General features: G+C 66.0%; 21 protein-coding genes. 19 read left to right on the top strand and 2 right to left on the bottom strand.

The features are described from left to right. The first annotated feature begins 79 nt into the window (after positions 1-79). From H609_RS0109860 to H609_RS13960, 12 genes are all read left to right on the top strand, one after another. Positions 80-1,957, top strand: coding sequence for a DUF294 nucleotidyltransferase-like domain-containing protein (locus tag H609_RS0109860; protein ID WP_018866544.1), 1,878 nt, complete (start codon positions 80-82; stop codon positions 1,955-1,957). A 43-nt stretch (positions 1,958-2,000) separates the two neighbouring features. Continuing rightward, complete coding sequence (locus tag H609_RS0109865; RefSeq protein ID WP_018866543.1) at positions 2,001-2,264, top strand: DUF4212 domain-containing protein; 264 nt, start codon at positions 2,001-2,003, stop codon at positions 2,262-2,264. Between the two features lie 7 nt (positions 2,265-2,271). Continuing rightward, positions 2,272-4,041: a sodium:solute symporter family protein gene (locus H609_RS0109870; protein WP_018876226.1), complete on the top strand. Its 1,770-nt coding sequence runs from the start codon at positions 2,272-2,274 to the stop codon at positions 4,039-4,041. A gap of 249 nt (positions 4,042-4,290) precedes the next feature. Then, entirely contained in the window at positions 4,291-6,141 is a 1,851-nt protein-coding gene (locus H609_RS0109875) for a putative nucleotidyltransferase substrate binding domain-containing protein (RefSeq protein ID WP_028484860.1), read from the top strand. A gap of 163 nt (positions 6,142-6,304) precedes the next feature. Next, entirely contained in the window at positions 6,305-6,916 is a 612-nt protein-coding gene (locus tag H609_RS0109880) for a 3'-5' exonuclease (RefSeq protein ID WP_028484861.1), read from the top strand. A gap of 112 nt (positions 6,917-7,028) precedes the next feature. Further along, complete coding sequence (gene acs, locus H609_RS0109885) at positions 7,029-8,987, top strand: acetate--CoA ligase (protein WP_028484862.1); 1,959 nt, start codon at positions 7,029-7,031, stop codon at positions 8,985-8,987. Positions 8,988-9,169: 182 nt separating this feature from the next. Then, complete coding sequence (locus H609_RS0109890; protein WP_019583217.1) at positions 9,170-9,556, top strand: winged helix-turn-helix domain-containing protein; 387 nt, start codon at positions 9,170-9,172, stop codon at positions 9,554-9,556. Between the two features lie 188 nt (positions 9,557-9,744). Beyond that, positions 9,745-10,524: a molybdate ABC transporter substrate-binding protein gene (modA, locus tag H609_RS0109895; RefSeq protein ID WP_028484863.1), complete on the top strand. Its 780-nt coding sequence runs from the start codon at positions 9,745-9,747 to the stop codon at positions 10,522-10,524. A gap of 6 nt (positions 10,525-10,530) precedes the next feature. Next, positions 10,531-11,223, top strand: a complete 693-nt coding sequence (modB, locus tag H609_RS0109900; RefSeq protein ID WP_018877971.1) for a molybdate ABC transporter permease subunit — start codon at positions 10,531-10,533, stop codon at positions 11,221-11,223. Next, the gene (gene modC, locus H609_RS0109905; RefSeq protein ID WP_028484864.1) at positions 11,220-12,326 is read left to right on the top strand and encodes a molybdenum ABC transporter ATP-binding protein; all 1,107 of its coding nucleotides are present in this window, start codon (positions 11,220-11,222) and stop codon (positions 12,324-12,326) included. Before modB ends, modC begins: the two co-directional genes overlap by 4 nt. 678 nt (positions 12,327-13,004) lie before the next feature. Then, positions 13,005-14,201, top strand: a complete 1,197-nt coding sequence (locus tag H609_RS14205; protein ID WP_155988724.1) for a reverse transcriptase family protein — start codon at positions 13,005-13,007, stop codon at positions 14,199-14,201. A gap of 2 nt (positions 14,202-14,203) precedes the next feature. Beyond that, a complete protein-coding gene (locus H609_RS13960; RefSeq protein WP_017940506.1) occupies positions 14,204-14,428 on the top strand; it encodes a retron Se72 family effector protein in 225 nt (74 codons plus the stop codon). A gap of 387 nt (positions 14,429-14,815) precedes the next feature. Here the strand turns inward: H609_RS13960 and H609_RS0109920 are convergent, their stop codons facing one another. Further along, entirely contained in the window at positions 14,816-15,871 is a 1,056-nt protein-coding gene (locus H609_RS0109920; protein ID WP_018876209.1) for a GlxA family transcriptional regulator, read from the bottom strand. A gap of 134 nt (positions 15,872-16,005) precedes the next feature. Here H609_RS0109920 and H609_RS0109925 point away from each other — a divergent pair, with 134 nt between their 5' ends. Both H609_RS0109925 and H609_RS0109930 read left to right on the top strand, forming a co-directional pair. Then, the gene (locus H609_RS0109925; RefSeq protein WP_018866529.1) at positions 16,006-16,587 is read left to right on the top strand and encodes an OsmC family protein; all 582 of its coding nucleotides are present in this window, start codon (positions 16,006-16,008) and stop codon (positions 16,585-16,587) included. 609 nt (positions 16,588-17,196) lie between these two features. Then, entirely contained in the window at positions 17,197-17,676 is a 480-nt protein-coding gene (locus tag H609_RS0109930; RefSeq protein ID WP_028484865.1) for a cupin domain-containing protein, read from the top strand. 134 nt (positions 17,677-17,810) lie between these two features. Here H609_RS0109930 and H609_RS0109935 read toward each other — a convergent pair whose 3' ends face one another. Then, entirely contained in the window at positions 17,811-18,233 is a 423-nt protein-coding gene (locus H609_RS0109935) for a rhodanese-like domain-containing protein (protein ID WP_018866527.1), read from the bottom strand. Between the two features lie 275 nt (positions 18,234-18,508). Between H609_RS0109935 and H609_RS0109940 the strand changes: the two genes are divergently transcribed. The 5 genes from H609_RS0109940 to H609_RS0109960 all read left to right on the top strand — a co-directional run bounded on the left by H609_RS0109940 (position 18,509) and on the right by H609_RS0109960 (position 22,692). Continuing rightward, on the top strand, positions 18,509-19,153 hold the full coding sequence (locus tag H609_RS0109940) for a hypothetical protein (protein ID WP_028484866.1): 645 nt from the start codon (positions 18,509-18,511) through the stop codon (positions 19,151-19,153). Between the two features lie 313 nt (positions 19,154-19,466). Further along, positions 19,467-21,101: a methyl-accepting chemotaxis protein gene (locus H609_RS0109945; RefSeq protein ID WP_028484867.1), complete on the top strand. Its 1,635-nt coding sequence runs from the start codon at positions 19,467-19,469 to the stop codon at positions 21,099-21,101. A 318-nt stretch (positions 21,102-21,419) separates the two neighbouring features. Then, positions 21,420-21,854 (top strand): DsrE family protein, encoded by a 435-nt coding sequence (locus tag H609_RS0109950; RefSeq protein ID WP_018876203.1) that lies wholly within the window; start codon positions 21,420-21,422, stop codon positions 21,852-21,854. A gap of 166 nt (positions 21,855-22,020) precedes the next feature. Next, positions 22,021-22,302: a hypothetical protein gene (locus H609_RS0109955; protein WP_028484868.1), complete on the top strand. Its 282-nt coding sequence runs from the start codon at positions 22,021-22,023 to the stop codon at positions 22,300-22,302. An 87-nt stretch (positions 22,303-22,389) separates the two neighbouring features. Further along, positions 22,390-22,692: a DUF3817 domain-containing protein gene (locus H609_RS0109960; RefSeq protein WP_028484869.1), complete on the top strand. Its 303-nt coding sequence runs from the start codon at positions 22,390-22,392 to the stop codon at positions 22,690-22,692. The last annotated feature ends 74 nt before the right edge of the window (positions 22,693-22,766 follow it).

A 22,766-nucleotide genomic window follows, 5' to 3' on the forward strand; every position in this document is an offset into this window, starting at 1 on the left:
CCGGCAGCAAGATTGGCGCGCTATTTGCAGTGAATCCCCGAAACGTGAACACGATCACCTTGGGGATGCCGCCCACGCCATGTCTGACGCGCTCGACAGCACCCGGGAGTTCCTCGGCGCCCACGCCCCGTTCGACCAGCTCGAGGCGGACGCGCTGGAATTCCTGCTTCCACGGCTGGAGAGCCGCTTCTATGCCCGGGGAGCCCGCATCACCGACCCCGAGGCCGGCCCCGCACAGCGTTTCCACATCATTCGCCAGGGCCGCATCCGGGGCGAGACCCCCAGCGAAGACGAACAGCTCTCCGGCAAGGCCTGGGAGCTGATCCCCGGCGAATGCTTCCCGATTGGTGCCCTGCTGGGGCGACGCGCCGTGCACACCGTGCACCGCGCGGCCGAGGACACCGTCTGCCTGGAACTGAACCTGGAGGACTTCGACCGCCTGCGGGCACGCTCGAAGGTCTTCAACGACTTCTGCACCCGCCGCCTGGCCAATCTCCTGGACCGCCTGCAGCAGGGCCTGGACACCCTGTCCGCCCGCGACGGCGGGTCCGCCGGTCAGCTCAACACGCCCCTGGCGCTGCGCATTGCGCGCGAGCCCGTCACCTGCCGCCCGGAATCGCGCCTGCGCGAAGTCCTCGCCTCGATGCGCGACGAACGCGTGGGCTCCATCGTCGCGGTCGACGCGGAACAGCGACCAGTGGGGATCTTCACCCTGCACGACCTGCTGGCGCGCGTGGCGCTCGCGGATGTGGACCTGGATACGCCGATCGCCGCCGTGATGACGCCGGACCCGGTTGCCCTGGCCGAAGACGCCCCCGGGTTCGAGGGCATCGAGGCAATGACGGAGCACGGCATGACCCACCTGTGCGTGGTGCGTGACGGACGCCTGGTCGGGGTGCTGGGCGAGCGCGACCTGCTGACCAGCCAGCCGCTGACCCTGGATGGCCTGGTCCGCGAGATCCGCCGCGCGGACTCGGTGGCGACCATTGCCGAGCGCCTGCGTCAGGTTCCGCGCCTGATCGAGGCGGTAGTCGGCCAGGGCGCGGAGGCGGATCAGGTCCTGCGTCTGATCACCCGCCTCAACGAGCACGCCACCCGCCGCGTGCTGGCGTTGCTGCGCGGCGAACACCCGAGCATCGAGGGCATCGACTTCACCTGGCTGGCGTTTGGCTCCCAGGCCCGCGAGGAACAGGCCCTGGTCACCGACCAGGACAACGGCATCCTGTTCGATGCCGAGGCCGGTGATGCGGACGCCATCCGCGAGCGCCTGCTGCCCTACGCGAAGGCCGTGAACCAGGCCCTGGCGGAATGCGGCTTCACCCTGTGCCCCGGCAACATCATGGCCGGCAATCCGGAGTGCTGCCTGAGCGGCCCGGAGTGGGATCAACGCTTTACCCGCTGGATCGAGCAGGGCACCCCGGAGCACCTGCTCAAGAGCACGATCTTCTTCGACCTGCGCGCGGTGGACGGCGATGCCGGCCCGGTCGAGGCCCTGCGCACCCGGCTGCTGCAGAAGACCGCGTTCAACAGCCGGTTCCGCCGTCAGATGGCGGCCAACCAGCAGATGTTCCGGCCGCCGCTGGGCCTGTTCGGCGAGATCAAGAGCGGGGCCGAGGGCATCGACATCAAGAAGCAGGGGCTCACACCCTTCGTCGACGCCGCGCGCGTCATCGCGCTGGCCGCCGAGCTGCCGGCGACGCGCACCCACGACCGACTGGACCAGGCGGTCACCGCGGACGTGATGCGCGAAACCGATGCCCGCGACTACCACGCGGCGCTGCGCTACCTGCAGATGCTGCGCCTGCGCGCACAGCAGAAAGCCCTGCGCGAGGGGCGCGAGGACGACAACCGAATCCGGCCGGAAGAACTGGGTGCCCTGGAGGGACGGGTGCTCAAGGAGAGTTTCCGGCAGGCCCGCAAGCTGCAGGGACAGCTTGAGGTGCAGTACCAGCTGTGAAGGACCACGGCAAACAACAAAACCTTACGAGAGGAGCATCGTCATGTCACAAGAAGACCTGAGCCGGCAGGCGTACTGGCGGGCGCACCTGCGCCTGCTGGGCATCTGCCTGGCCATCTGGTTCCTGGTGTCGTTCGTGCTGGGCATCCTGGTGGCCCAGCCCCTGAACGCGTTCCAGCTGGGGGGCTATCCGCTGGGCTTCTGGTTCGCACAACAGGGGTCGATCTACACCTTCATCATCCTGATCTTCGTTTATGCCTGGCGCATGAACGTCCTGGATCGCAAGTTCAACGTCCACGAGGAGTAAGCCTGTCATGGATCAACAGACTCTAAGCCTGCTCGTGGTCGGGGCGACCTTCGCCCTGTACATCGGCATCGCCATCTGGGCGCGTGCCGGTTCGACCAGCGAGTTCTACGTCGCCGGGCGCGGCATCAACCCGATCGCCAACGGCATGGCCACGGCCGCGGACTGGATGTCCGCCGCATCGTTCATCTCCATGGCCGGCCTGATCGCCTTCCTCGGCTTCACCGGGGGCGCCTACCTGATGGGCTGGACCGGCGGCTACGTGCTGATGGCCCTGCTGCTGGCCCCGTACCTGCGCAAGTTCGGGAAGTTCACGGTGCCGGAATTCATCGGTGACCGCTTCTACTCGAAGGCCGCGCGCATCATCGCGGTGATCTCCCTGATCGTGATGTCCGTCACCTACGTGATCGGGCAGATGCGCGGGGTCGGGATCGCCTTCTCCAACATCCTGGAGGTGCCGCTGGCCACCGGGCTGTTCGCCGGGATGGCGGTGGTGTTCATCTACGCCGTGCTCGGCGGGATGAAGGGCATCACCTACACCCAGATCGCGCAGTACGTGATCATGATCTTTGCCTACACGGTGCCGGCGATCTTCATCGCCATCACCCTGACCGGCAACCCGCTGCCGCAGCTGGGTCTCGGTTCCACCCTGCAGGGTTCCGATACCTACCTGCTGGATGCGCTGGACCAGACGATGGTGGATCTGGGCTTCCACGCCTACACCGAAGTGGGCGGCATGAGCCTGATGAACATGTTCCTGCTGACCCTGGCGCTGATGATCGGTACCGCGGGTCTGCCGCACGTGATCATCCGCTTCTTCACCGTTCCGCGCGTGCGGGATGCCCGCAAGTCCGCCGGCTGGGCGCTGGTGTTCATCGGCATCCTCTACACCACCGCCCCGGCGGTCGGTGCGATGGCCATCTGGAACCTGGTCAACACCGTGCATCCGGGCGAGATCGGCACCGAGGAAGGCCACCTGGCCCACGCGGACCGGCCGGCCTGGATGGAGCGCTGGGAGCAGACCGGTCTGCTGGCGTTCGAGGACAAGAACGACGACGGCGTGATCCAGTACTACAACGACGCCAACGAAGAGTTCGCCGCGATGGCGGAAGAGGAATACGGCTGGGAAGGCTCCGAGATCGTGACCCTCGACCGCGACATCATGGTGCTGGCCAACCCCGAGATCGCCGGGCTTCCGGGCTGGGTGATCGCACTGGTGGCAGCGGGCGGTATCGCCGCCGCACTGTCGACCGCGGCGGGGCTCCTGCTCGCCATATCGTCGGCCATCTCGCACGACTTGCTGAAGGGCGTATTCATGCCCAGGATCAGCGAGAAGAACGAGCTGATGGCAGGACGTATCGCCATGGCGGTCGCCATCCTGTTCGCGGGGTACCTGGGGCTTAATCCACCCGGCTTCGCGGCCGAGGTGGTGGCACTGGCCTTCGGTCTGGCCGCGGCCTCGCTGTTCCCGACCCTGATGATGGGCATCTTCATGAAGAAGATGAACAAGGAAGGCGCGATCGCCGGCATGCTGGTCGGTCTCGGGACCACCCTGCTGTACATCTTCACGTACAAGGGCTGGTTCTTCTTCTCCGGCACCGCCATGCTCCCGGACAATCCGGACGGCTGGCTGCTGGGTGTGAACCCGACCGGCTTCGGCGCCATCGGCGCGGCCTTCAACTTCATCACCGCCTACATTGTGATGAAGATGACCAAGGAACCGCCGAAGGACATCCAGGACCTGGTCGAAAGCGTGCGCGTACCGCGTACCGAAAGCTGATGGTCGGCCCCGTCATGCCTGGCAGCATCGGCATGGCGGGGCTCCCGTCACCATGACTGGATGGAGTTTCAGAAGTAACGACGGGGTCGGCTCGGGTGCACCGGGTCGGCCCCTTTTATCTGGCACATGTCCCGCGGGACAAGCGGCAATCGACCCGAACCCGGTCGATTGCCGGTTGCCCCACGCCCTGAACCCCGACGTATCCACGACCCGGTGTCTCCCCGGGTATATCGCCACACGGACCCGCGCATGAACGGCGAACTCGAAGAGATCCGCGAGTTTCTCGATCGCTGCCCGGACCTGGCCCCCCTGCCGGCGGCCAGCCGGGACACGATCGTGCGTCAGCTCACCCTGCGCTACCTGCGCGAGGGCAGCCGCTTCCCGCCGGACGCCGAGCCCGGCCTGTGGATCGTGCGCACCGGCACCCTGGAGATCCGCGATGCCCGCGACACCCTGCTGGACCGCCTGGGCGAAGGCGATCTGGTGCATATCGCCGCGTCACCGCAGACCCCGCTCGGCCCCGTGATCGAGGATGCCCTGGTCTACCACCTGCCCCTGGAACGCGCCCGGCAACTGGCCGCCCGCGACGGCGCCATCGCCCAGTTCCTCGCCGACGACGCGCCGCGTCCCCTGGCCGCCGGGGGGGCGCCCCACGGCCACGGGGACGACAACCGGCTGCTGACCACGCCAGTCCGCGCGCTGATGACGCCGAACCCGGTGCTGGCACCGAGCACCCTGAGCCTGCGCGAGGCCGCGCGCCTGATGGACCACGCCGACGTCTCCGCCCTGCTGCTGCACGCCCCGGACCGGCCGGGCGCCCCCGAAGGCATCCTGACCGACACCGACCTGCGTCGCGCCATCGCCAAGGGCATCGACCCCGGGCAACCCGTGGCCGAGTCGATGGTCGGCCCGCTGACCACCGTCCAGCGCGACACGCCCGCCTTCGAGGCCCTGCTGCGCATGGCCCGCCACGACATCCACCACCTCCCCGTCGTCCACGAGGCGGACGGGACCCTGGCCGGCATGCTCTCCAGCACCGACCTGATCCGCCATCAGGGCACCAGCGCCGTCTACCTGGTACGCGACCTGCGCCGCGCCGACGATCTCGACGGCCTGAAGGCCGTGATGCAGGCCCTGCCCCGGCTGCAGGCCCAGCTGGTGGACTCCGGCGCGGATGCCGTGCAGCTCACGCAGACCATCACCACCGTGATCGACACCCTGACCCAGCGCCTGATCGAGCTCTGCGAGCGTGACCAGGGATCGGCCCCCTGCGCGTATGCCTGGCTGGCCAGCGGCAGCCAGGGCCGCCACGAACAGACCGTATTCACCGACCAGGACACCGCGCTCATCCTGGCCGACGACGCACCGGAGGGGGCTGGCGCCTGGTTCGAGGCACTGGCCCGCCAGGTCACCGCCGGCCTTGATGCCTGCGGCATCCGCGCCTGCCCCGGCGATGTCGACCCCACCCACCCGGACTGGCGCCGCCCCGCCGCCGACTGGTCCCGCGAGATGGAACGCGTGCTGCATCACCCCGCCGCGCGCGATGCGATGCTGGCCACCCACTATCTCGACATGCGCGTGATCCACGGGGACGCCACGCTGTTCGAGCCCCTGCGCCAGCGGGCCCTGGAAACCGGGGCGCGCCACGAGGCCCTGCTGAGCGCCCTGGCCGACCAGGCCCGCGACCTGCCCCCACCGCTGGGCTTCTTCCGGCAGTTCGTGCTGGAGGACAGCGGCGAGCACGCGGACACCCTGGACCTGAAGAATCGCGGCCTGCTCCCGATCGTGGCCATGGCACGGGTCTTCGCCCTGCATGCCGGCAGCGCGGCGCGCAGCACCGTGGAACGCCTGCGCGCCGCCGCCCGCGCCGGTGTGATCAGCGACACTACGGCCGACAACCTGATCGATGCCTGGCGCTACATCGCCGAGCTGCGCGCCCGCCACCAGGCGAACCAGATCCGCAACGGCCAGCCCCCGGACAACGCGCTGGACCCGGCCGAGCTGTCCACGCTGGAGCGCAGCCACCTGAAGACGGCCTTCCGCCTGGTCAGCGACGCCCGCAAGACGGCGCTCGCGAACGCCGAGCGCGTCCACGGATGAACCGCTCGACTATGCCCGGCCCGGCCCCCGTCAGCTGATGGTCTGCCCGCTCAACCATCCCGACTGGCGCCGACCACCCGGGCACTGGCGTTTCTGCCGGGCCCGCCGGCGCGCCGCGCGCCGGGCCCCGCCGGGCCCGCTGCGTACGTCCCTGGAGACCCCCCTGCCGCGCGCCGGCCAGGCCGTCGCGGCCAGCCGCTTCCTCGCGGTCGACCTGGAGACCACCGGGCTGGATCCGGAGCGCGACCGCATCCTCAGCATCGGCTGGGTGGCGATGGACGGCGCCCGCATCGACCTGGCGACCGCGGACCAGCGCCTGGTGCGCGCCGAGGGCCCGGTGCCGGAGGCCAGCGCGGTAATCCACCGCATCACCGATCAGCGCGCCGCCGGCGGGGTCCCGCTGGATGCGGCGCTGGACGCCCTGTTCGAGGCCCTCGCCGGACGCGTCATGGTGGCGCACCATGCGGCGCTGGAGATCGGCTTCCTGGAACAGGCCTGCCAGCGGCTGTACTGCGTGCGCCCGCCACTGGCGATCGTGGACACCCTGCGCCTGGCGGAGACGGCCCTGCGCCGCGCGGGCCAGCCGATCCCTGCCCACGGGCTGCGCCTGCACACCCTGCGCGCGCGCTACAACCTGCCGGCCTACCGCGCGCACGACGCGCTGTTCGACGCCATCGCCGCGGGCGAGCTGTTCGCCGCCCTGCTGAGCCGGCAATCGCCGGACGGCAAGCTGCCGCTCGGGCGCGTGCTGTTCCGCCCCGCATGGCTCTGGTAGGCGCGGCCAGCACCCGGTTCGCATGCTATCCTCGCACCCACCATGGAAACCCTGACGGGGCTGGCCCCAGGCCACTCCCGCCCCCAAACAAGAAATCGATCTGGAGGCCCTGATGAGTGACAACATCGAGTCCACCCTCACCGAGACGCGCCACTTTGCGCCGCCGGCGGAATTCACCGAAAACGCGCGCCTGAAGCCGGCCGACCTGGAGGCCCTGCACCAGAAGGCCGAGGCCGACTACGAGGGCTTCTGGTGCGATCTCGCGCGCGAGCAGATCGACTGGCAGACCGAGTTCACCCAGGGCCTGGATGACTCCAACGCGCCGCACTACCAGTGGTTCGCCGACGGGCGTATGAACGTCTCCTACAACTGCATCGACCGGCATCTCGAGGTGCGCGGCAACAAGACCGCCCTGATCTTCGAGGCAGAGAACGGCGACACCCGCCACCTCACCTACCGCGATCTCTACAACGAGGTCGGCAAGCTGGCCAACGCCCTCAAGGGCATGGGCGTGGAGAAGGGCGACCGCGTCATCATCTACATGCCGATGAACGCCGAGGCCGTGATCGCCATGCAGGCCTGCGCGCGCATCGGCGCGATCCACTCGGTGGTGTTCGGCGGCTTCTCCGCGGACGCGCTGCGTGACCGCGTGGTGGATTCCGGCGCCAAGGTGGTCATCACCGCCGATGGCGGCGAGCGCGGCGGCAAGGTCGTCGGGCTCAAGGCCAATGTCGACAAGGCGCTCGATTCCAACGGCGGCGACGTCGAGAAGGTCGTGGTGTGCAAGCGCGCCGGCAACGACGTGACCATGCACGAAGGCCGCGACATCTGGTGGGAGGACGCGGTGGACGGCGAATCCGTCGACTGCGAGCCCGAGTGGGTGGAATCCGAGCATCCGCTGTTCCTGCTCTACACCTCCGGCTCCACCGGCAAGCCCAAGGGCATCCAGCACTCCAGCGCCGGCTACCTGCTGGGCGCCATCGTCACCAACCAGTGGGTGTTCGACCTGCAGGGCGACGACGTCTACTGGTGCACCGCGGATGTCGGCTGGATCACCGGCCACACCTATGTCGCCTACGGCCCGCTGGCCGTGGGCGCCACCCAGGTCGTCTACGAAGGCACGCCGACCGTCCCCGACGCCGGGCGCTGGTGGAAAATGTGCCAGGACCACGGCGTGACCGTGTTCTACACCGCCCCCACCGCGATCCGCGCGCTGATGAAGGCCGGCCCGGACCTCCCCAAACAGTACGACCTGTCCAAGCTGCGCCTGCTGGGCACGGTCGGCGAGCCGATCAACCCCGAGGCCTGGATGTGGTATTACACCACCGTCGGCCAGGAGCGCTGCCCCATCGTCGACACCTGGTGGCAGACCGAGACCGGCGCCAACATGATCGCCCCGATCCCCGGCGCGACCACGCTGGTCCCCGGCTCCTGCACGCGCCCCCTCCCCGGCGTGGCCGCCGACGTGGTGGACGAGGACGGCAACAGCCTGGGCGCCGACCAGGGCGGCTATCTGGTCATCAAGAAGCCGTGGCCGCACATGCTGCGCACCGTCTGGGGTGATGACCAGCGCTACAAGGACACCTACTGGCCCAAGTTCGGTGGCAAGTATTACCTGGCGGGCGACTCCGCCCGGCGCGACGCCGAAGGCAACTTCTGGATCATGGGCCGCATCGACGACGTGCTGAACGTCTCCGGCCACCGCATGGGCACCATGGAGGTCGAATCCGCCCTGGTCGCCCACAAGGCGGTGGCCGAGGCCGCCGTGGTCGGCCGCCCGCACGACGTGAAGGGCGAGGCCATCGTCGCCTTCGTGATCCTGCAGGGCGATCGCCTGACCGGTAACGAGGCCGAGGAGATGATCAAGGAGCTGCGCAACTGGGTCGCCGACCAGATCGGCCCGATCGCCAAGCCGGACGACATCCGCTTTGCCGACGGTCTGCCCAAGACCCGCTCGGGCAAGATCATGCGCCGCCTGCTGCGCTCCATCGCCAAGGGCGAGGAGATCACCTCCGACACCTCCACCCTGGAAAACGAGGCCGTCATCCCGCAGCTCCAGGGCAAGGCCTGAACCGGAGGCCGGGGTATCGCACCCCGGCCCTCAATATCCCCGTAGGAGGCCAGCCCCCTGGCCGATAGGACGCCGGATCGGCCCCCATCGGCCAGAGGGCTGGCCTCCTACCATTCCGGGTATCATTCGTCATCACACGCCCTTCCCGTAGCCGCATCGGTAAACCCCAGGCCAGACCCCGCATGAGCACCCAGCATTCCGACGAGCACAAGGACCCAACACAGGCCCCGCGCCTGCGCGTACTGCTGGGCGAGGTCACCGCGATGGGCCCGGGCAAGGCCATGCTGCTGGACGCCATTCGCGACAAGGGCTCGATCTCCGCGGCCGCGCGCAGTGTCGGCATGTCCTACCGCCGCGCCTGGGACCTGGTCGAGACCATGAACCAGAGCTTCCGCGAACCCGTGATCACCACCGCCAAGGGCGGCTCCGGCGGGGGCGGGGCGCAGATCACCGAATTCGGCGAGACCGTATTGGCGCGCTACCGCGACATGGAACGCAAGGCCTGCGAGGCCCTGCGCGACGAACTGCACGCCTTCGCCGACTTCCTCGCCGAAGACCACAAGCCGTAACCACCACCCAAGCCTTGACGGCCCTCCCCCGGCCCCGCATCATTGCGCCAGTCGATATGCAAGCTGAAATATAACGAACCGCATATCCTCAGCCTCACCGTCACTGCGAGGAGCACCGCGACGAAGCAGTCGCCGGACAAACCACCCGAGCCAACCGCAACCCGCACCCACAGGGAACTCTCCCCACCATGCACCTGCGCGCCCTCCTCCTGACCCTGCTCCTCCTGCTGCCCGGCCTGGCCGCCGCCAACGGCCCGCTGACCATCGCCGCCGCCTCGGACCTGCGCTTTGCCCTGGACGAGATCCTGGACGCCTACCGCGAGGCGCACCCGGACGACGCGGTACGCGTCACCTACGGCTCCTCCGGGCGCATGACCACGCAGATCATGAACGGTGCGCCGTACGACGTGTTCTTCTCCGCCGACATCGCCTACCCGCAGAAGCTGCGCGCCGAGGGTCACGCGGCCACCGAACCGGAGGTCTACGCCATCGGCCGCATCGTGCTGTGGAGCAACCGCATGGATGCCTCCACGATGACGCTGGAAGACCTGCTGCGCGACGACATCCGCCGCGTCGCCATCGCCTCGCCCACCCACGCGCCCTACGGCGTGCGCGCGATGGAGGCGCTCCAGTCCGTGGGCGTCTGGGACGACCTGCAGCCGAAGATCGTCAACGGCGACAACATCGCCCAGACCGCGCGCATGATCCAGGCCGGCGGTGCGGAGATCGGCATCATCGCCCTGTCGCTGGCCGAGTTTCCGGACCTCGCCGAACACCCGCACTACCTGATCGACGACGCCCTGCACGAACCGCTCACCCAGGGCTTCGTGATCACCCGGCGCGGCGAACACAACGAGATGGCCCACCGCTTCGCCGACTACATGAACGGCCACACCGCCCGCGACATCATGCGCCGCTACGGCTTCGTGATGCCCGGCGAAGAGCTGCCCGACGCCGCCGCCCAGTAACCCGACATGTTCGAGCTGAGCCCCACGGACTGGATGGCGATCGAGGTTACCCTCAAGCTCGCGATCTACACCACGCTGATCCTGCTGGTGATCGCCACGCCCATCGCCTGGTGGCTGGCCAATGGCCGCGCCCCCGGCGGCCTGCGCACCGCGGTGCAGGCATTGGTTGCCCTGCCGCTGGTGCTACCGCCTACGGTGCTCGGCTTCTACCTGCTGGTCCTGCTGGGCCCGGCCGGCCCGGTCGGCAGCACACTGGAGAGCTGGGGCCTGAACCACCTGGCCTTCACCTTCCAGGGCATCCTGATCGCCTCGGTGATCTACTCCCTGCCATTCGCCGTGCAGCCCCTGCAGCAGGCCTTCGCCAACCTCGGCCGCCGGCCGACCGAGATCGCCGGCTCGTTGGGCGCCGGCCGGCTGGACCGCTTCTTCACCGTGATCCTGCCGATGTCGCGCGGCGGATTCATCGTCGCCGCCACGCTCGCCTTCGCCCACACCCTCGGCGAATTCGGCGTGATCCTGATGCTCGGCGGCGCCATCCCCGGCGAGACCCAGGTGCTGTCCATCCTCATCTACGACCACGCCGAGGCGATGGACTTCGCCTCCGCGCACCGCCTGTCGCTGGGCCTGTTGATCTTCGCCTTCGTCGTGTTGTTCGTGGTCTATGCCATCAACCGCCGCTTCGACACGGTGCGCCTGTGACTCGACCCACAAGCGAAACCCTGCGCATACAGGCGCGTCTGGAACGCTCCAGCTTCGCACTGGACGTAGACACGGCCTTCCCGCTGGAGGGCGTCACCGCCCTGTTCGGCCGCTCCGGCTGCGGCAAGACCACGCTGTTGCGCATCATCGCCGGGCTGGAGCACCCGCCCGGCGGCGAGGTGCACTTTCGCGATACCGCCTGGCAGTCCGGCAAGACCTTCGTCCCGCTGCACCGCCGCCGCGTCGGCCTCGTGTTCCAGGAATCCACCCTGCTCCCGCACCTCTCCGTACGCGGCAACCTGCTCTATGGTTACAAACGCACCCCGGAGCCCCTGCGCCGCCTGCACCTGGACGAGGTCGCCGACCTGCTCGGCATCACCGAACTGCTGGACCGCCGCGCCGACCAGCTCTCCGGCGGCCAACGCCAGCGCGTGGCGCTCGGCCGCGCCCTGCTGATCAGCCCCGACCTGCTGCTGCTCGACGAACCCCTGAACGCCCTGGACACCCAGACCAAGCGCGAGATCATGCCCTTCCTCGCGCGCCTGTCGGACAAAACCGGCATCCCCACGCTGCTGGTCACCCACGCCCCCGACGAGGTCGAACGCCTCGCCCACCGCGTCGCCTTCATGCACGACGGCCAGCTCGAACGCCTGGAACCCCTGCGCGACGCCCTCGCCCGCGCCGACTCCCCCCTGTTCCGCGACGAAGGCGCCGTCTCCGTCCTCCAAGGCACGCTCGGCCCGGCCGACGCTCACGGCCTGCACCCGTTCGGCCCGCCCGAGGCCCGCTACCGCGTACCGTCCACCCCCGGCTCCACCAACGGCGCCGGAACCCAGGCCCGCCTCCGCATCGACGCCCGCGACGTCTCCATCGCCCTGACTCCACCCCAGGACGTCTCCATCCTCAACATCCTCCCCGTCACCATCGAATCCCTGGATGAGGCGCCTGGGCACCACGGACCCGCTCGTGTGCTCGCCGTTTGCCGGCAGGACGATGGGCAGACGTTGATGGCGGAACTGACGCGGCTATCGACCGAGCGCCTCGGTCTCCGCCCCGGCATTCGTGTGCATGCGCTCGTCAAATCTATAGCCCTTCTCGATTAACGCCGCATGACAATGACGCGAGCTACGCTTCGAAACCGTACAGGAATCCCATGCCCTTCCAACCATTCAGCCGGAGCGACCAGTCAGCCCAGCTGAACACCACGCCCTCACTAATCCGCAAGCACCCCTTCCCATTGCAGGGGATCCTGTGCGAAGATGACCACACTTGGTGACACCGCCAAGCTGCTTCGCTCTTTGACAACACTGACACATGCCGTTTCGACCCTCGGGAAAACGACGCCCTAGGCGATCCCCTTGCGGGATCATGACCGGCCAACAGGACCCCCCACCCGCGCCGCACGCCGTGCTACGCAATGAGGGGCGACTCTTGTCTGGCGCACATGCTACGGAGTCTGCCTGATTCCAATACACCAATTCCCGATGCTCTGAATGTTTGGTCTGGCGCTAAACGAAATCCGTCGTTTAGCCAAAAACATAAGGAGTAACAAATGAAACGAGCAATCGTGCATGTGTCAGTGACCGTCCTTTTTCGACAAGAGGACACAGATAGCGCGGAACGTACCGCTCGAGAGAGCCACGATTCCGAAACGCAGGTTGGATCAGGCAAGAAGGGCGGATTGACCGGTATTACGGCTTTCCTACTTCTGATCATAAAACTTACAGTATGGTCTTCGCACCTGCTATTGTAATGATCGACTCCTAGCTTTTTTATTTTTCATGCCTCAGAAATCCGCGAAAAAACCGTATTACCCTTACAAGCCCATCGGCTCGGTACAAACGCTCGCCAGGATGCTCGGCGTTCACCCTAAGATTCTGACCGACATCGCCAACCGGACAGATGATTCTTACACAGACTTCACCATCACCACACCTTCCGGGAAAGAACGAAACGTTTCTGAACCCAAGTTCACACTCAAGAAAATACAAAAACGAATCAATCGTACCATTTTGGAGAAAGTGGAGTACCCACTTTACCTTATGGGCGGCATTCGCGACCTCGAAGAGCCCCGAGACTATGTCTCGAACGCGTCCGCACATGCGGGTGCGTCCACCATCATTAAGCTCGACATAAAGAACTTCTACCCGAACATACGGCGCCAGAACGTATATGATATTTTCCGCTACCTACTGCGGTTTCCCGAACCCGTCTCCGACCTCCTTACCACGCTTTGCGTACGGCATCACCGCCTGCCACAAGGGGCGTGCACCTCATCTTACTTAGCGAATCTCATATTTTTTAACGCCGAATATCAACTCGCGGCCTCATTTGAGCGGCAGGCGATCGCGTACACACGGCTGCTGGACGACATAACTATTTCAAGCCCAAAACAGCTGACGCCCGCCAAGACCACCGAAATCATTCGGTCGGTTGCAGCGATGTGCAAAAAACATGGATTGAAACTCAACAACAAAAAGACACGTGTCGACAGAGTCCACCAGAGAGACTCTGATTACATCGTCACAGGACTGTGGGCTAAACACTCCGTTCCAAAAGTCCCCCGCCACGAACGGAGAGCGATCCGAAAAATGGTGCACGACTGTGAGAATCGATTCACAACTGACCCCGCGTCACCTGAATACCATTCAATGTGGAACCAAGCATCAGGAAAGATCGCCAAGCTTAAACGACTTGGACACAGCCAAGCCCGACCACTTCGCGCCCGAATGCGAAAAATACTCCCCCAGATCGGCGACCAAGAAAAAGATAATCTGATCCTTGAGTGCAAAAAGCTCGCAAACAAGAGCAGAAGAAACACGGACCGCATTGGGCATATCCTGAGGGTAAACAGAGCTATCCACAAGGTGGGCCTTTTATCCAGAACTGACAAGCGGCTTGCGCGCTCACTCCGGCGTCAAGTTGTCGCCGCTTACCCGAATAAACCCACGATAAAAGACTACTGGGAAATAAAATAGATATGGGCGATCAGTCAGAGTTCGGAGAGATCAAAACCTTTGACCCACTTAAGGGGTTTGGCTTTATTAGGCGCGAAAAAGGAAAGGACGTATTTGTGTTTTACGCAGATATCGAAGGAGATGACAAGCTCGTATCACCTGGAGATCAAGTCGAATTTTTAGTAGAACACGCACCAAAGGGCCCCAAGGCCCGACGAGTTAGAAAAGTCGGGGCTCCGCGCTCCTAGGTTCGTCTGGGTCCGCGCCCTAATCATGCTAACGTCGAGTAGAGAAACCGAAAAGGGGGCTGGGTGGCCACGGGTGATTGCTCACCCGCGGCTCCCACAGATCCGGACGTGCGCGATTGACGCATCCGGCTCCTCGGTGTAGCAAATGCTACGTGGCGTACACACGGTGAACCACGCGTGCAGGCTGGAGCGGGTGACGCTGGAGCAGGCGGTTGGGCACAGGGGTCAGACCTTGCCTTTTGCCTCCCTGCCACGACACCTGGGGCACAGTCTGTGGGGCACAGGGGTCAGACCTTGCCTTTTGCCTCCCTGCCACGACAGGGGCAAAAGGCAAGGCCTGACCCCTTAGGTGCGTGAGGGGACACCCATCTTGACCCTATCCAGTCTTCAGCTCGCGGCCTTGTCCGGATGGGCCTGCCGGGCATCCAGGTCCGTGCCGGCAAAGAAGAGCCTGCGATAACGCCCCGGGGTGGTGCCCGTCAGCCGCCGGAACAGCTCCCGACAAAAAGATACGTCCTCGTATCCGACAGCAAAGCTGATCTCCTCGATGGACATCGTCGTAGTCTCGAGCAGGTGTTTGGCCCTTTCGATACGCAGGTTCTGCAGGTAATGCACCAGGGATACGCCGGTGGCCTGCTTGAAACGCCGCTTCAGGGTGCGTTCGGCCAGGCCGGATTCCTCGGTGAGCAAGCGGATCGCGGAGTGTTCGGCAAAATGCTGGCCCAGCCAGTCCTCGCACTGCCGCATTCGGGCGTCGGTATGGTCGGATTTCAGCACCAGCGGGGTATAAGGCCCCTGGCCTTCATCGTGCCACTTGAGTAGATACACCTTGGCGATGCGGATGGCCTCCACCGGGCCCAGATGGCGCGCGATGATATGCAAGGCCAGATCGTGCCAGGACGTGGTACCCCCGGCACTGACCATCCGCCCCGATGGGTCCGCCAGGACCAGATTGGGTTCGGGCAGGAATCGTACTTCCGGATAGTCGCGCCGGAACAGGTCCTGATACCCCCAGTGCGAGGTGGCGGCACACCCGGCCAAGAGGCCCGTTTCCGCCAGCATGATGGTTCCGGAGCAGGCCGAGTAGATGGATTTCCCGCCCTCGTAACAATCCCGAACCCAGCGCATCAGTTCCGGGTACCGACCATGGAAGGATTCATCCGGGCCCAGCCACAGCTCGGGCAGGATCACGATGGACGCCTCCGGCTGGTCGCGAATCGCGCAATGCGGCTGCACCGGAATGTCGTTTCCGCACAGAAAAGGCTTGCGTTCGCGGGCGACGATGCGCACCCGAAACCCGGCCTGGCTGACGGGCTCATGGCGAAGGCGTTGCCAGAGATTCCCGGCGGCCGACAGCACGTCCACCATGCCGTACAGCGCGGAACCTGCGGTTTCGGGGACGGCAACGATCAGCACCTCGACAGGCATGTCCGAGCGGCTCATCTGCGTCCTCCGGTGGCACGAACGCCACGCTTCTGGCTCGTCTGCCGCTTATGCGGTCGATTCCCCGGTTATAGCCTAAAGCTGCGTCACCATCCGATGGCGCGCAATGGTCCCTTCTCAAACGGAGAACAGCCATGAACACGCAGAACACGATGAACGGCCTGAACGTGGATCAGATGACCACGACCGTGCAGGCCCTGCAGGACAACCGCGAACTCGCGCAGTTCGAGTTCCGCGCCCGCAACACCTGGATCAGCGGAGGCGAGAATCGATCGACCATCAAGGACTTCTATGGTGCGGGTGCCGAAGACGCCTCGCGGGATACCGGGTGGGAATTCACCAACGGGGAACCGCCGGTACTACTCGGCAAAAACGAGGGCGCCAACCCGGTTGAATACCTGCTCCATGCACTGGCGGGATGCGTGACCACGACGACCGTGCTGCACGCCACCGCCCGGGGTATTCGTATCCATTCGCTTTCGACCGAGCTGAAAGGAACGATCAATCTGGAAGGTCTTCTGGCGCTTAATGACGAGGTCCCTGCGGGCTACCAGGACATCGCCATCCAGATGCAGATCGACGCGGACTGCAGCGAGCAAGAACTGGACGACCTGCTCGGGTTTGCGCAGGACCACTCGCCGGTCTGCAACACGGTCTGCCGACCGGTCCCCGTTAGGATCGAACGGGTCTCTCATGCCGGGCGGTCGGCGGCCTGACGTCAGCGCCTGGGTGAACGCGCCCCTTGCAAGCGACCCGGTTTACAGGGTGACGGCGGCGCCAGCAGTACGCGCCGCCGTCTGCTGCGAAGGCCAAGGCTGGACCAGGGACGGTCCAGCGCTATAGCGAAGGCGCGAACGTGAGACCCATCTTCGCTCCCCACCGTTATTCGAGGCTGGCGCGATCCGCAGAATCAACGGGTCCGACCTTGCCTTTCGCTTCATGCCAACCCATTGAGGCTCTGGCCCCTGCTACATCCAGCACGGGCAGGAGCTTCGCCTGCAAGCAGGCTCCCACGGGCAACCGGGGGGGGGCAGACCTTGGCTCTTGTGCCCGCAACACGGGACGGGCAAAAGGCATGGTCTGACCCCTTCGGTACGGCCCCCTCGGTGCGCGCGTACGGAACCACTGCCGCAGTAGCGAAGGTGCGACGTGGTAACCGCAACATCCGCTCCCCCGCCGCAAGATTGTGGAAGCCACCCCGACCGGGCCAAGCCAGAATCCTGGATAAAGGCCGCGCGCACGCATCCCTGTGGCGGGGCCCATGACAGAGAAAAGGCTACGCACGGCCCGCGGCCGGCCAAGCCATGGACCCCAGGAGGTGCCTCATGTACGACCACTCGATCCGCCCCACGGGAGCGCTTCGCCACCTGGCCACGGCTGCCGCCGCGCTCGCCCTGGCCGCCCCCTTGGCGAGCCTGGCGGCCGACGACGGCCAGGCCTTTATCTGGGCGCCGGACGCCCCCGATCTCGAATGGAACCCCTGCCCGGCCTTCATGCCCGACGACTGCCGCCTGGCCGTCCTCCAGGGTGACCCGGCCGAGCCCAACGCCGATGTGTTCTTCCTGCTGCCCGGCAACAGCACCGCGCCCCATCACTGGCACACCAGCGCCGAACGCATGGTGCTGGTTCAGGGCGAGATGCAGGTGGACTATGACGGCCAGGAACCGGTGGTGCTTCAGCCCGGGACCTACGCCTATGGCCCGCCGCGCCTGGCACACACCACCCACTGCATCTCGGACGAGGACTGCATCCTGTTCATCGCGTTCGAAGAACCGGTGGACGCGCACGAGACACACGGTCACTGAGGCCAGCCGATCCCTGCCATCCGGGCTTGACGCCCCGGGCTCGTTCCAACGGGCGGGCAGAACGACAAGCCTTTGCGCAATGCGCCGAGAGCCGGCGCATTGCCAGCAACGAGGCCGGGAGGCGAGTACGCGCCTTATTCGGTAGCGGCGTCGCGGGGCCACTCGCGAAAGCCTTCGCGAACCGAAAGGCAGCGGGTATACCCCAGGTCCCGCAGCAGTTCGGCGGCGCGCAGGCTGCGCCGGCCGCTGTTGCACAGGCACAGCAGGATCTGGTCCTGGGTGACGTGATGCCGGTTAATCAGGGAGATGAAGTGCTGGAAGTCGCGATCATCCGGCTCGTCCGCGTCCAGCAGCTCCTGCTCTTCCTCCGACAGGCCCCGACCCAGTAGCTGCTTCAAGCGGAACAGGGGCACCGGGACCGCCCCTTCCACCTCGCCCTCCAGTTCCAGCTCGAAGGGCTGACGGATATCCAGCAGCACCGCCAGACCAATATCCACCAGCTCGCGGGCCGCGTTGACGCTGATCTCCAGCTTTGGATCGTCCGTCTCGTTCACCATGCAGGCTCCTTTTGCGTCGGGGTTGTGAGGGCGCACGGGGTTCGCTTCAGCAGGCGCCCCTGGTTCCGATAGATTTCGCGAAACACCGCATGATTGCAAAAGGCCCGAAGCCCGACGCGCACGCGCGCTGGCCCTGCAGCGCCTCCACACACCAGTCCATGCCGCATGCATTGGGCCCCGTGGTTGTACGCGCCGGCCGAATCACCGGTCTCTCGCCTGCTCGAAGCGATTTTCGGGCACTATCGCAAGGGCAATCGTCCCCCATGGAGGCCCCCTTGACCGACGAGACGACCGGTGGAACCGAAGGCACGCTTCCCCTGCAGCGGCTGGCCGGCTGGGCGCTTCGCGGCATCGCCGCCCTGACGGGCCTCGGCGGACTGCTGGCCTCGCTGGCCTTCTGGATGCTGGCGCAGGAGACACCGGAGCTCCCGTGGCCGCTCGTCTCCCTGATCCTGCTGCAGATCCTGTTCGGGATGGCCGTAGTCGCCTGGGTCGCGTTGTTGTGGCGCCGCGCCCGGGCACTGGGAGCATTGGATACCCGGGACTATCCCGCCATCACCTGCGTTGTCGTCTGCATGCGGCTGGCGGGCGAATTGCTGGCAACCGGCGTGGTCCTGTTGGCGGTGGCCCTGTCGGTGATCTCCCTGACGGCCGCAGAACCCTTCGCGGGCGCAGCCGTAGCCGCATTCGGGCTGGAAGCGGAACAGATGGAAGCAATCGGCTGGGCACTGGCCGTGCTTGCAGCCCTCCTGTGGCCGCTGGCCGGGCTCTTTGCGGCCGGGATGATCCTGTTCGGGGCCTACCTGTTCGCCGACGCCATGATGGCCATGCTGGAGTACGTGCGCGATCTACGGCGGATCCGCGAGACACTGGCGTCGAGCCGCGACCGCGAGCGCGACCGCGACCGCGACCCGGAATGAGACGGCGCCCGGGCCAGGACCACGGGCACCGATCCGACCAGCGTCCCGCCACCTTGAGGGACACTCGGCGCGGTTGATGTGGCTCAAGGTTTGGCGCGCGGGGCCGTTTCATCTGTCATCAGGGTAATGCCGCCGCCGGTGGCGTCCGCTGCCATGCGCGCGAACAAGGCGCGGCACCTGCCGGTAACACCGCAGCCGTCCGCGCACGACGCCCGCCCCCGGAATACCCGGGGCACGGACGCCTGCATGGATCGGCATTCCCCCGGCCCGGTACCTCGGGCTTACCCCTTCCAGGCCATACAAGGACCCGCCCATGAACCTCCGCTCGCTCTCCGTTCGATCCAAGCTGGTCATCACCATCGTGGTGCCCGTGGCCGCACTCCTGCTGCTGGCGGCCCTGGCCGCCCGCGGCACGGCCAATATCGAAGAAGGCGTGCAGAACATCTACCACGACCGGGTCGTGCCCCTGCAGCAACTGAAGACCATCGCGGACAACTACGCGGTGCTGGTTATCGATGCCGTGAACAAGGCCGATGCCGGGCGCATGACCGCGGAAGAGGCCCTGGCCGACGTGCGCGAGGCGCGCACGGAGATCGCCACAATCTGGGAGGCCTACCTGGCCACGACGCTGACGCCCCGGGAACAGGAACTCGCCGATGGCGCCCGCTCCCTGTTCCGCGCGGCGAACGCGGACCTGGATCGTCTGGAGGCGGCGCTGGGCGGGATGTCGGGCGATGTGCAGGGCGAGCTCGATGCCTTCAACGGCCCGCTGTACGACAGCATCGACCCGATCAGCGACCAGATCACCGAGCTGGTCGACCTGCAGATCGACGTGGCCGGCGCGGAGGCCGAACGGGTATCGGAGTTCTACACCCAGGTGCTGGTGCGCAGCGGCGCCCTGATGCTGCTGGTCCTGATCGGGGTCGTGATTACCGGGGTGTGGACCTATCGCTCGGTAGCGCTCCCGATCGCGCACATGCGCCAGACGCTGGAGGGGATTGCTGGCGACCATGACCTGTCGCGCCGGGTGAATGTCGGTGCGGACGACGAGATCGGCGCGACTGCGACTGCCCTGAACAGCATGCTCGACCAGTTCCAGGACTCCATCCGCGAGCTGCGCACCCTGACCGACCAGATGGCCTCGGCCGCCGAGCAGTTGTCCGCGGTCAGCGCGCAGACCGACGGCAACATTGACCAGCAGCGTTCGCAGACCGAGCAGGTCTCGACCGCGATGAACGAGATGGCGGCGACGGTTCAGGAGGTCGCGCGCAACGCCTCCGATGCCGCCTCCTCCAGCCAGGAAGCCGACCAGGAGTCGCGCGCGGGCGGCGAGGTCGTGCGTACCGTCGTCAGCGACATCGGCCGCCTGTCCGGCGAGGTCGCCACCATCGAAGAAACCGTGCGCAACCTGGACGAGAAAGGTCAGCAGATCGGCTCGGTGCTGGACGTGATCCGCGGGATCGCGGAGCAGACCAACCTGCTGGCCCTGAACGCGGCGATCGAGGCCGCCCGCGCGGGCGAACAGGGCCGCGGCTTTGCGGTGGTCGCCGACGAGGTCCGCACCCTCGCCTCGCGCACCCAGGACTCCACCGCCGACATCCAGGCGATGATCGAGGCCCTGCAGGCGGGCACCCGCAATGCGGTCACCGCCATGGGTCGCGGACGCGAGATGGCGGAGGCCACCAGCAACGATGCCGAGCGCGCCGGCCAGGCACTGGAATCCATCGTCCAGGCCATCGGCCGGATCAGCGACATGACCACGCAGATCGCGAGCGCCGCGGAAGAACAGAACGCCGTGGCCGAGGAGATCAACCGCAACATCTACGCGATCAACGACATCACCGGTGACACCGCCAATGGCTCGCGCCAGACCGCGACCGCCAGCCAGGAAGTCGCGGACATCGCCTCGCGCGTGCGCGACCTGGCCTCCGCCTACCGCATCGCGTAACCCTCGCATTCTGGTCACCCGCGAGGCCCGCTCCAGGGCCCGCGGGCCTGCCCCTGCAGGCGTTCAGATATCGTCCGGACTATCTGGTCCCGCGACGAGACCAGGCCTTCGCCGACAACAGAATTTGTGTTCGGCGCACGGGGAACTCCCACGTTCCTCGAGGATCGCATTCTCCAGCCGCCCGGGTCACGTCGTCATTCGATGACGTTTTCATGACCGCTCTCACTGTAATCGCATTCTAGACGCATTCTTGTTGCAATATGTTTTAGAATCTGCTTATTTTCTACTCTTCCACTTTCGAAACGATCAGGAGACTCCATGCGAGCCATCAAGACACTAGCCGCTTCCGCCCTTATCGCCCTTGCCGGTGCAGGCGCGACCGCACAGGCGGACGAGCCCTCCAAGCTGTTCGTCAGTGTCACCTCGGCCGATGATCACACCCAGTTCATGTCCATGGTTCTGGCCAACCAAAGCATGCGTCAGGGTCAGGAAATCCGTGTGCTGCTGTGCGGTCCTGCCGCGAAGATGGCGACCGAAGACTTCGACGGCGCCACCATGCAGCCGGCAGACCGGAATGCGCAGCAACTGATGATGAACCTGCTCAACAACGGCGCGACCGTCGAGACCTGCGCCATCTTCCTGCCGAACACGGACTACACCGAGGCCGACCTGCTTGACGGCATTACGCCGGCCGATCCGGAAGAAGTCGGTGCCTACATGGCTGATCCGAACGTGCGTTTCTTCTCGAACTGATCACTCGCTGGTAGTGATGACGAGGCCCTCTTCGGAGGGCCTTTTTTGTTGGTAGACCAGAATCCCAACAGGCCGCTTGGCCCGGTAAGATGTCGATTGTCCGGACCTCTTCGGTCCTCGGGTATACCCCGGATGCACGCCGACGACTACTGGGAGGAGCGTCGCTGTGAGACTCTGGTCGAAGTGGAAAAAAGGCGGGGCGCTGCTGGCCAACGTCGTGCAGCGCCAGGGAATCGACCCGAAGGCAGCCGCGGCACGGGATAGCTTCAAGCAGATCCTGGATGACGCCGAGGCCGAGGCCGACACGCGCCTGGCTCGCGAGCAACAGGACACAGGACCTCTGTCACGGGACGAGCGCAACACCCGCTGGGAGGCGCTGTTCTTCGAGGAGATCCGCGCCCGGGCCAGGGACTACGCACAATCCGCGCGCAACCAGCGCAAGAATTAACCCGACCACACTGCCGGGTCCATTTCGTGGCGCCCGTCGCGCTTCGTGCTACCCTCCACCGCGTTTCCCGACCCACCGGTCCCGCCCATGAAATTCTTCCGCCTGATCAGCGTCCTCGAGGGTTTGTCGCTCATTACCCTGCTGTTTATCGCGATGCCGCTGCGCACCTACGCGGACATGCCCCTGGCCGTCACCTATGTCGGCTGGGTCCACGGCATTCTGTTCATGGTCTACGGCGCGGCGTCGGTGATGGCCAGCCACCTGAGCGGCTGGCCGGTTTGGAAATGGCTGCTGGTGCTGTTCCTCGGCGTGGTGCCCTTCGGCTTCCTCTACGTGGACTACCTGATCCGCCGCGAAACCACCCCCACCGGCAACGCCGAGACGGCCTGACACGCACCTGCCGCCGCTCAAGCGCGACCGACCGGCACAGAGCCCCACACGACGTCATCCCGGCCTCAGCGGAG

Source organism: Thioalkalivibrio sp. ALE17 (genome assembly GCF_000425605.1).
Taxonomy (GTDB): domain Bacteria; phylum Pseudomonadota; class Gammaproteobacteria; order Ectothiorhodospirales; family Ectothiorhodospiraceae; genus Thioalkalivibrio.

Excerpts from the sequence above, each read along its gene's own strand:
- H609_RS0109860 (WP_018866544.1), top strand. The coding sequence starts at position 80 with ATGTCTGACGCGCTCGACAGCACCCGGGAGTTCCTCGGCGCCCACGCC.
- H609_RS0109865 (WP_018866543.1), top strand. The coding sequence starts at position 2,001 with ATGTCACAAGAAGACCTGAGCCGGCAGGCGTACTGGCGGGCGCACCTG.
- H609_RS0109870 (WP_018876226.1), top strand. The coding sequence starts at position 2,272 with ATGGATCAACAGACTCTAAGCCTGCTCGTGGTCGGGGCGACCTTCGCC.
- H609_RS0109875 (WP_028484860.1), top strand. The coding sequence starts at position 4,291 with ATGAACGGCGAACTCGAAGAGATCCGCGAGTTTCTCGATCGCTGCCCG.
- acs (WP_028484862.1), top strand. The coding sequence starts at position 7,029 with ATGAGTGACAACATCGAGTCCACCCTCACCGAGACGCGCCACTTTGCG.
- H609_RS0109890 (WP_019583217.1), top strand. The coding sequence starts at position 9,170 with ATGAGCACCCAGCATTCCGACGAGCACAAGGACCCAACACAGGCCCCG.
- modA (WP_028484863.1), top strand. The coding sequence starts at position 9,745 with ATGCACCTGCGCGCCCTCCTCCTGACCCTGCTCCTCCTGCTGCCCGGC.
- modB (WP_018877971.1), top strand. The coding sequence starts at position 10,531 with ATGTTCGAGCTGAGCCCCACGGACTGGATGGCGATCGAGGTTACCCTC.
- H609_RS14205 (WP_155988724.1), top strand. The coding sequence starts at position 13,005 with ATGCCTCAGAAATCCGCGAAAAAACCGTATTACCCTTACAAGCCCATC.
- H609_RS13960 (WP_017940506.1), top strand. The coding sequence starts at position 14,204 with ATGGGCGATCAGTCAGAGTTCGGAGAGATCAAAACCTTTGACCCACTT.
- H609_RS0109920 (WP_018876209.1), bottom strand. The coding sequence starts at position 15,871 with ATGAGCCGCTCGGACATGCCTGTCGAGGTGCTGATCGTTGCCGTCCCC.
- H609_RS0109925 (WP_018866529.1), top strand. The coding sequence starts at position 16,006 with ATGAACACGCAGAACACGATGAACGGCCTGAACGTGGATCAGATGACC.
- H609_RS0109930 (WP_028484865.1), top strand. The coding sequence starts at position 17,197 with ATGTACGACCACTCGATCCGCCCCACGGGAGCGCTTCGCCACCTGGCC.
- H609_RS0109935 (WP_018866527.1), bottom strand. The coding sequence starts at position 18,233 with ATGGTGAACGAGACGGACGATCCAAAGCTGGAGATCAGCGTCAACGCG.
- H609_RS0109945 (WP_028484867.1), top strand. The coding sequence starts at position 19,467 with ATGAACCTCCGCTCGCTCTCCGTTCGATCCAAGCTGGTCATCACCATC.
- H609_RS0109950 (WP_018876203.1), top strand. The coding sequence starts at position 21,420 with ATGCGAGCCATCAAGACACTAGCCGCTTCCGCCCTTATCGCCCTTGCC.
- H609_RS0109960 (WP_028484869.1), top strand. The coding sequence starts at position 22,390 with ATGAAATTCTTCCGCCTGATCAGCGTCCTCGAGGGTTTGTCGCTCATT.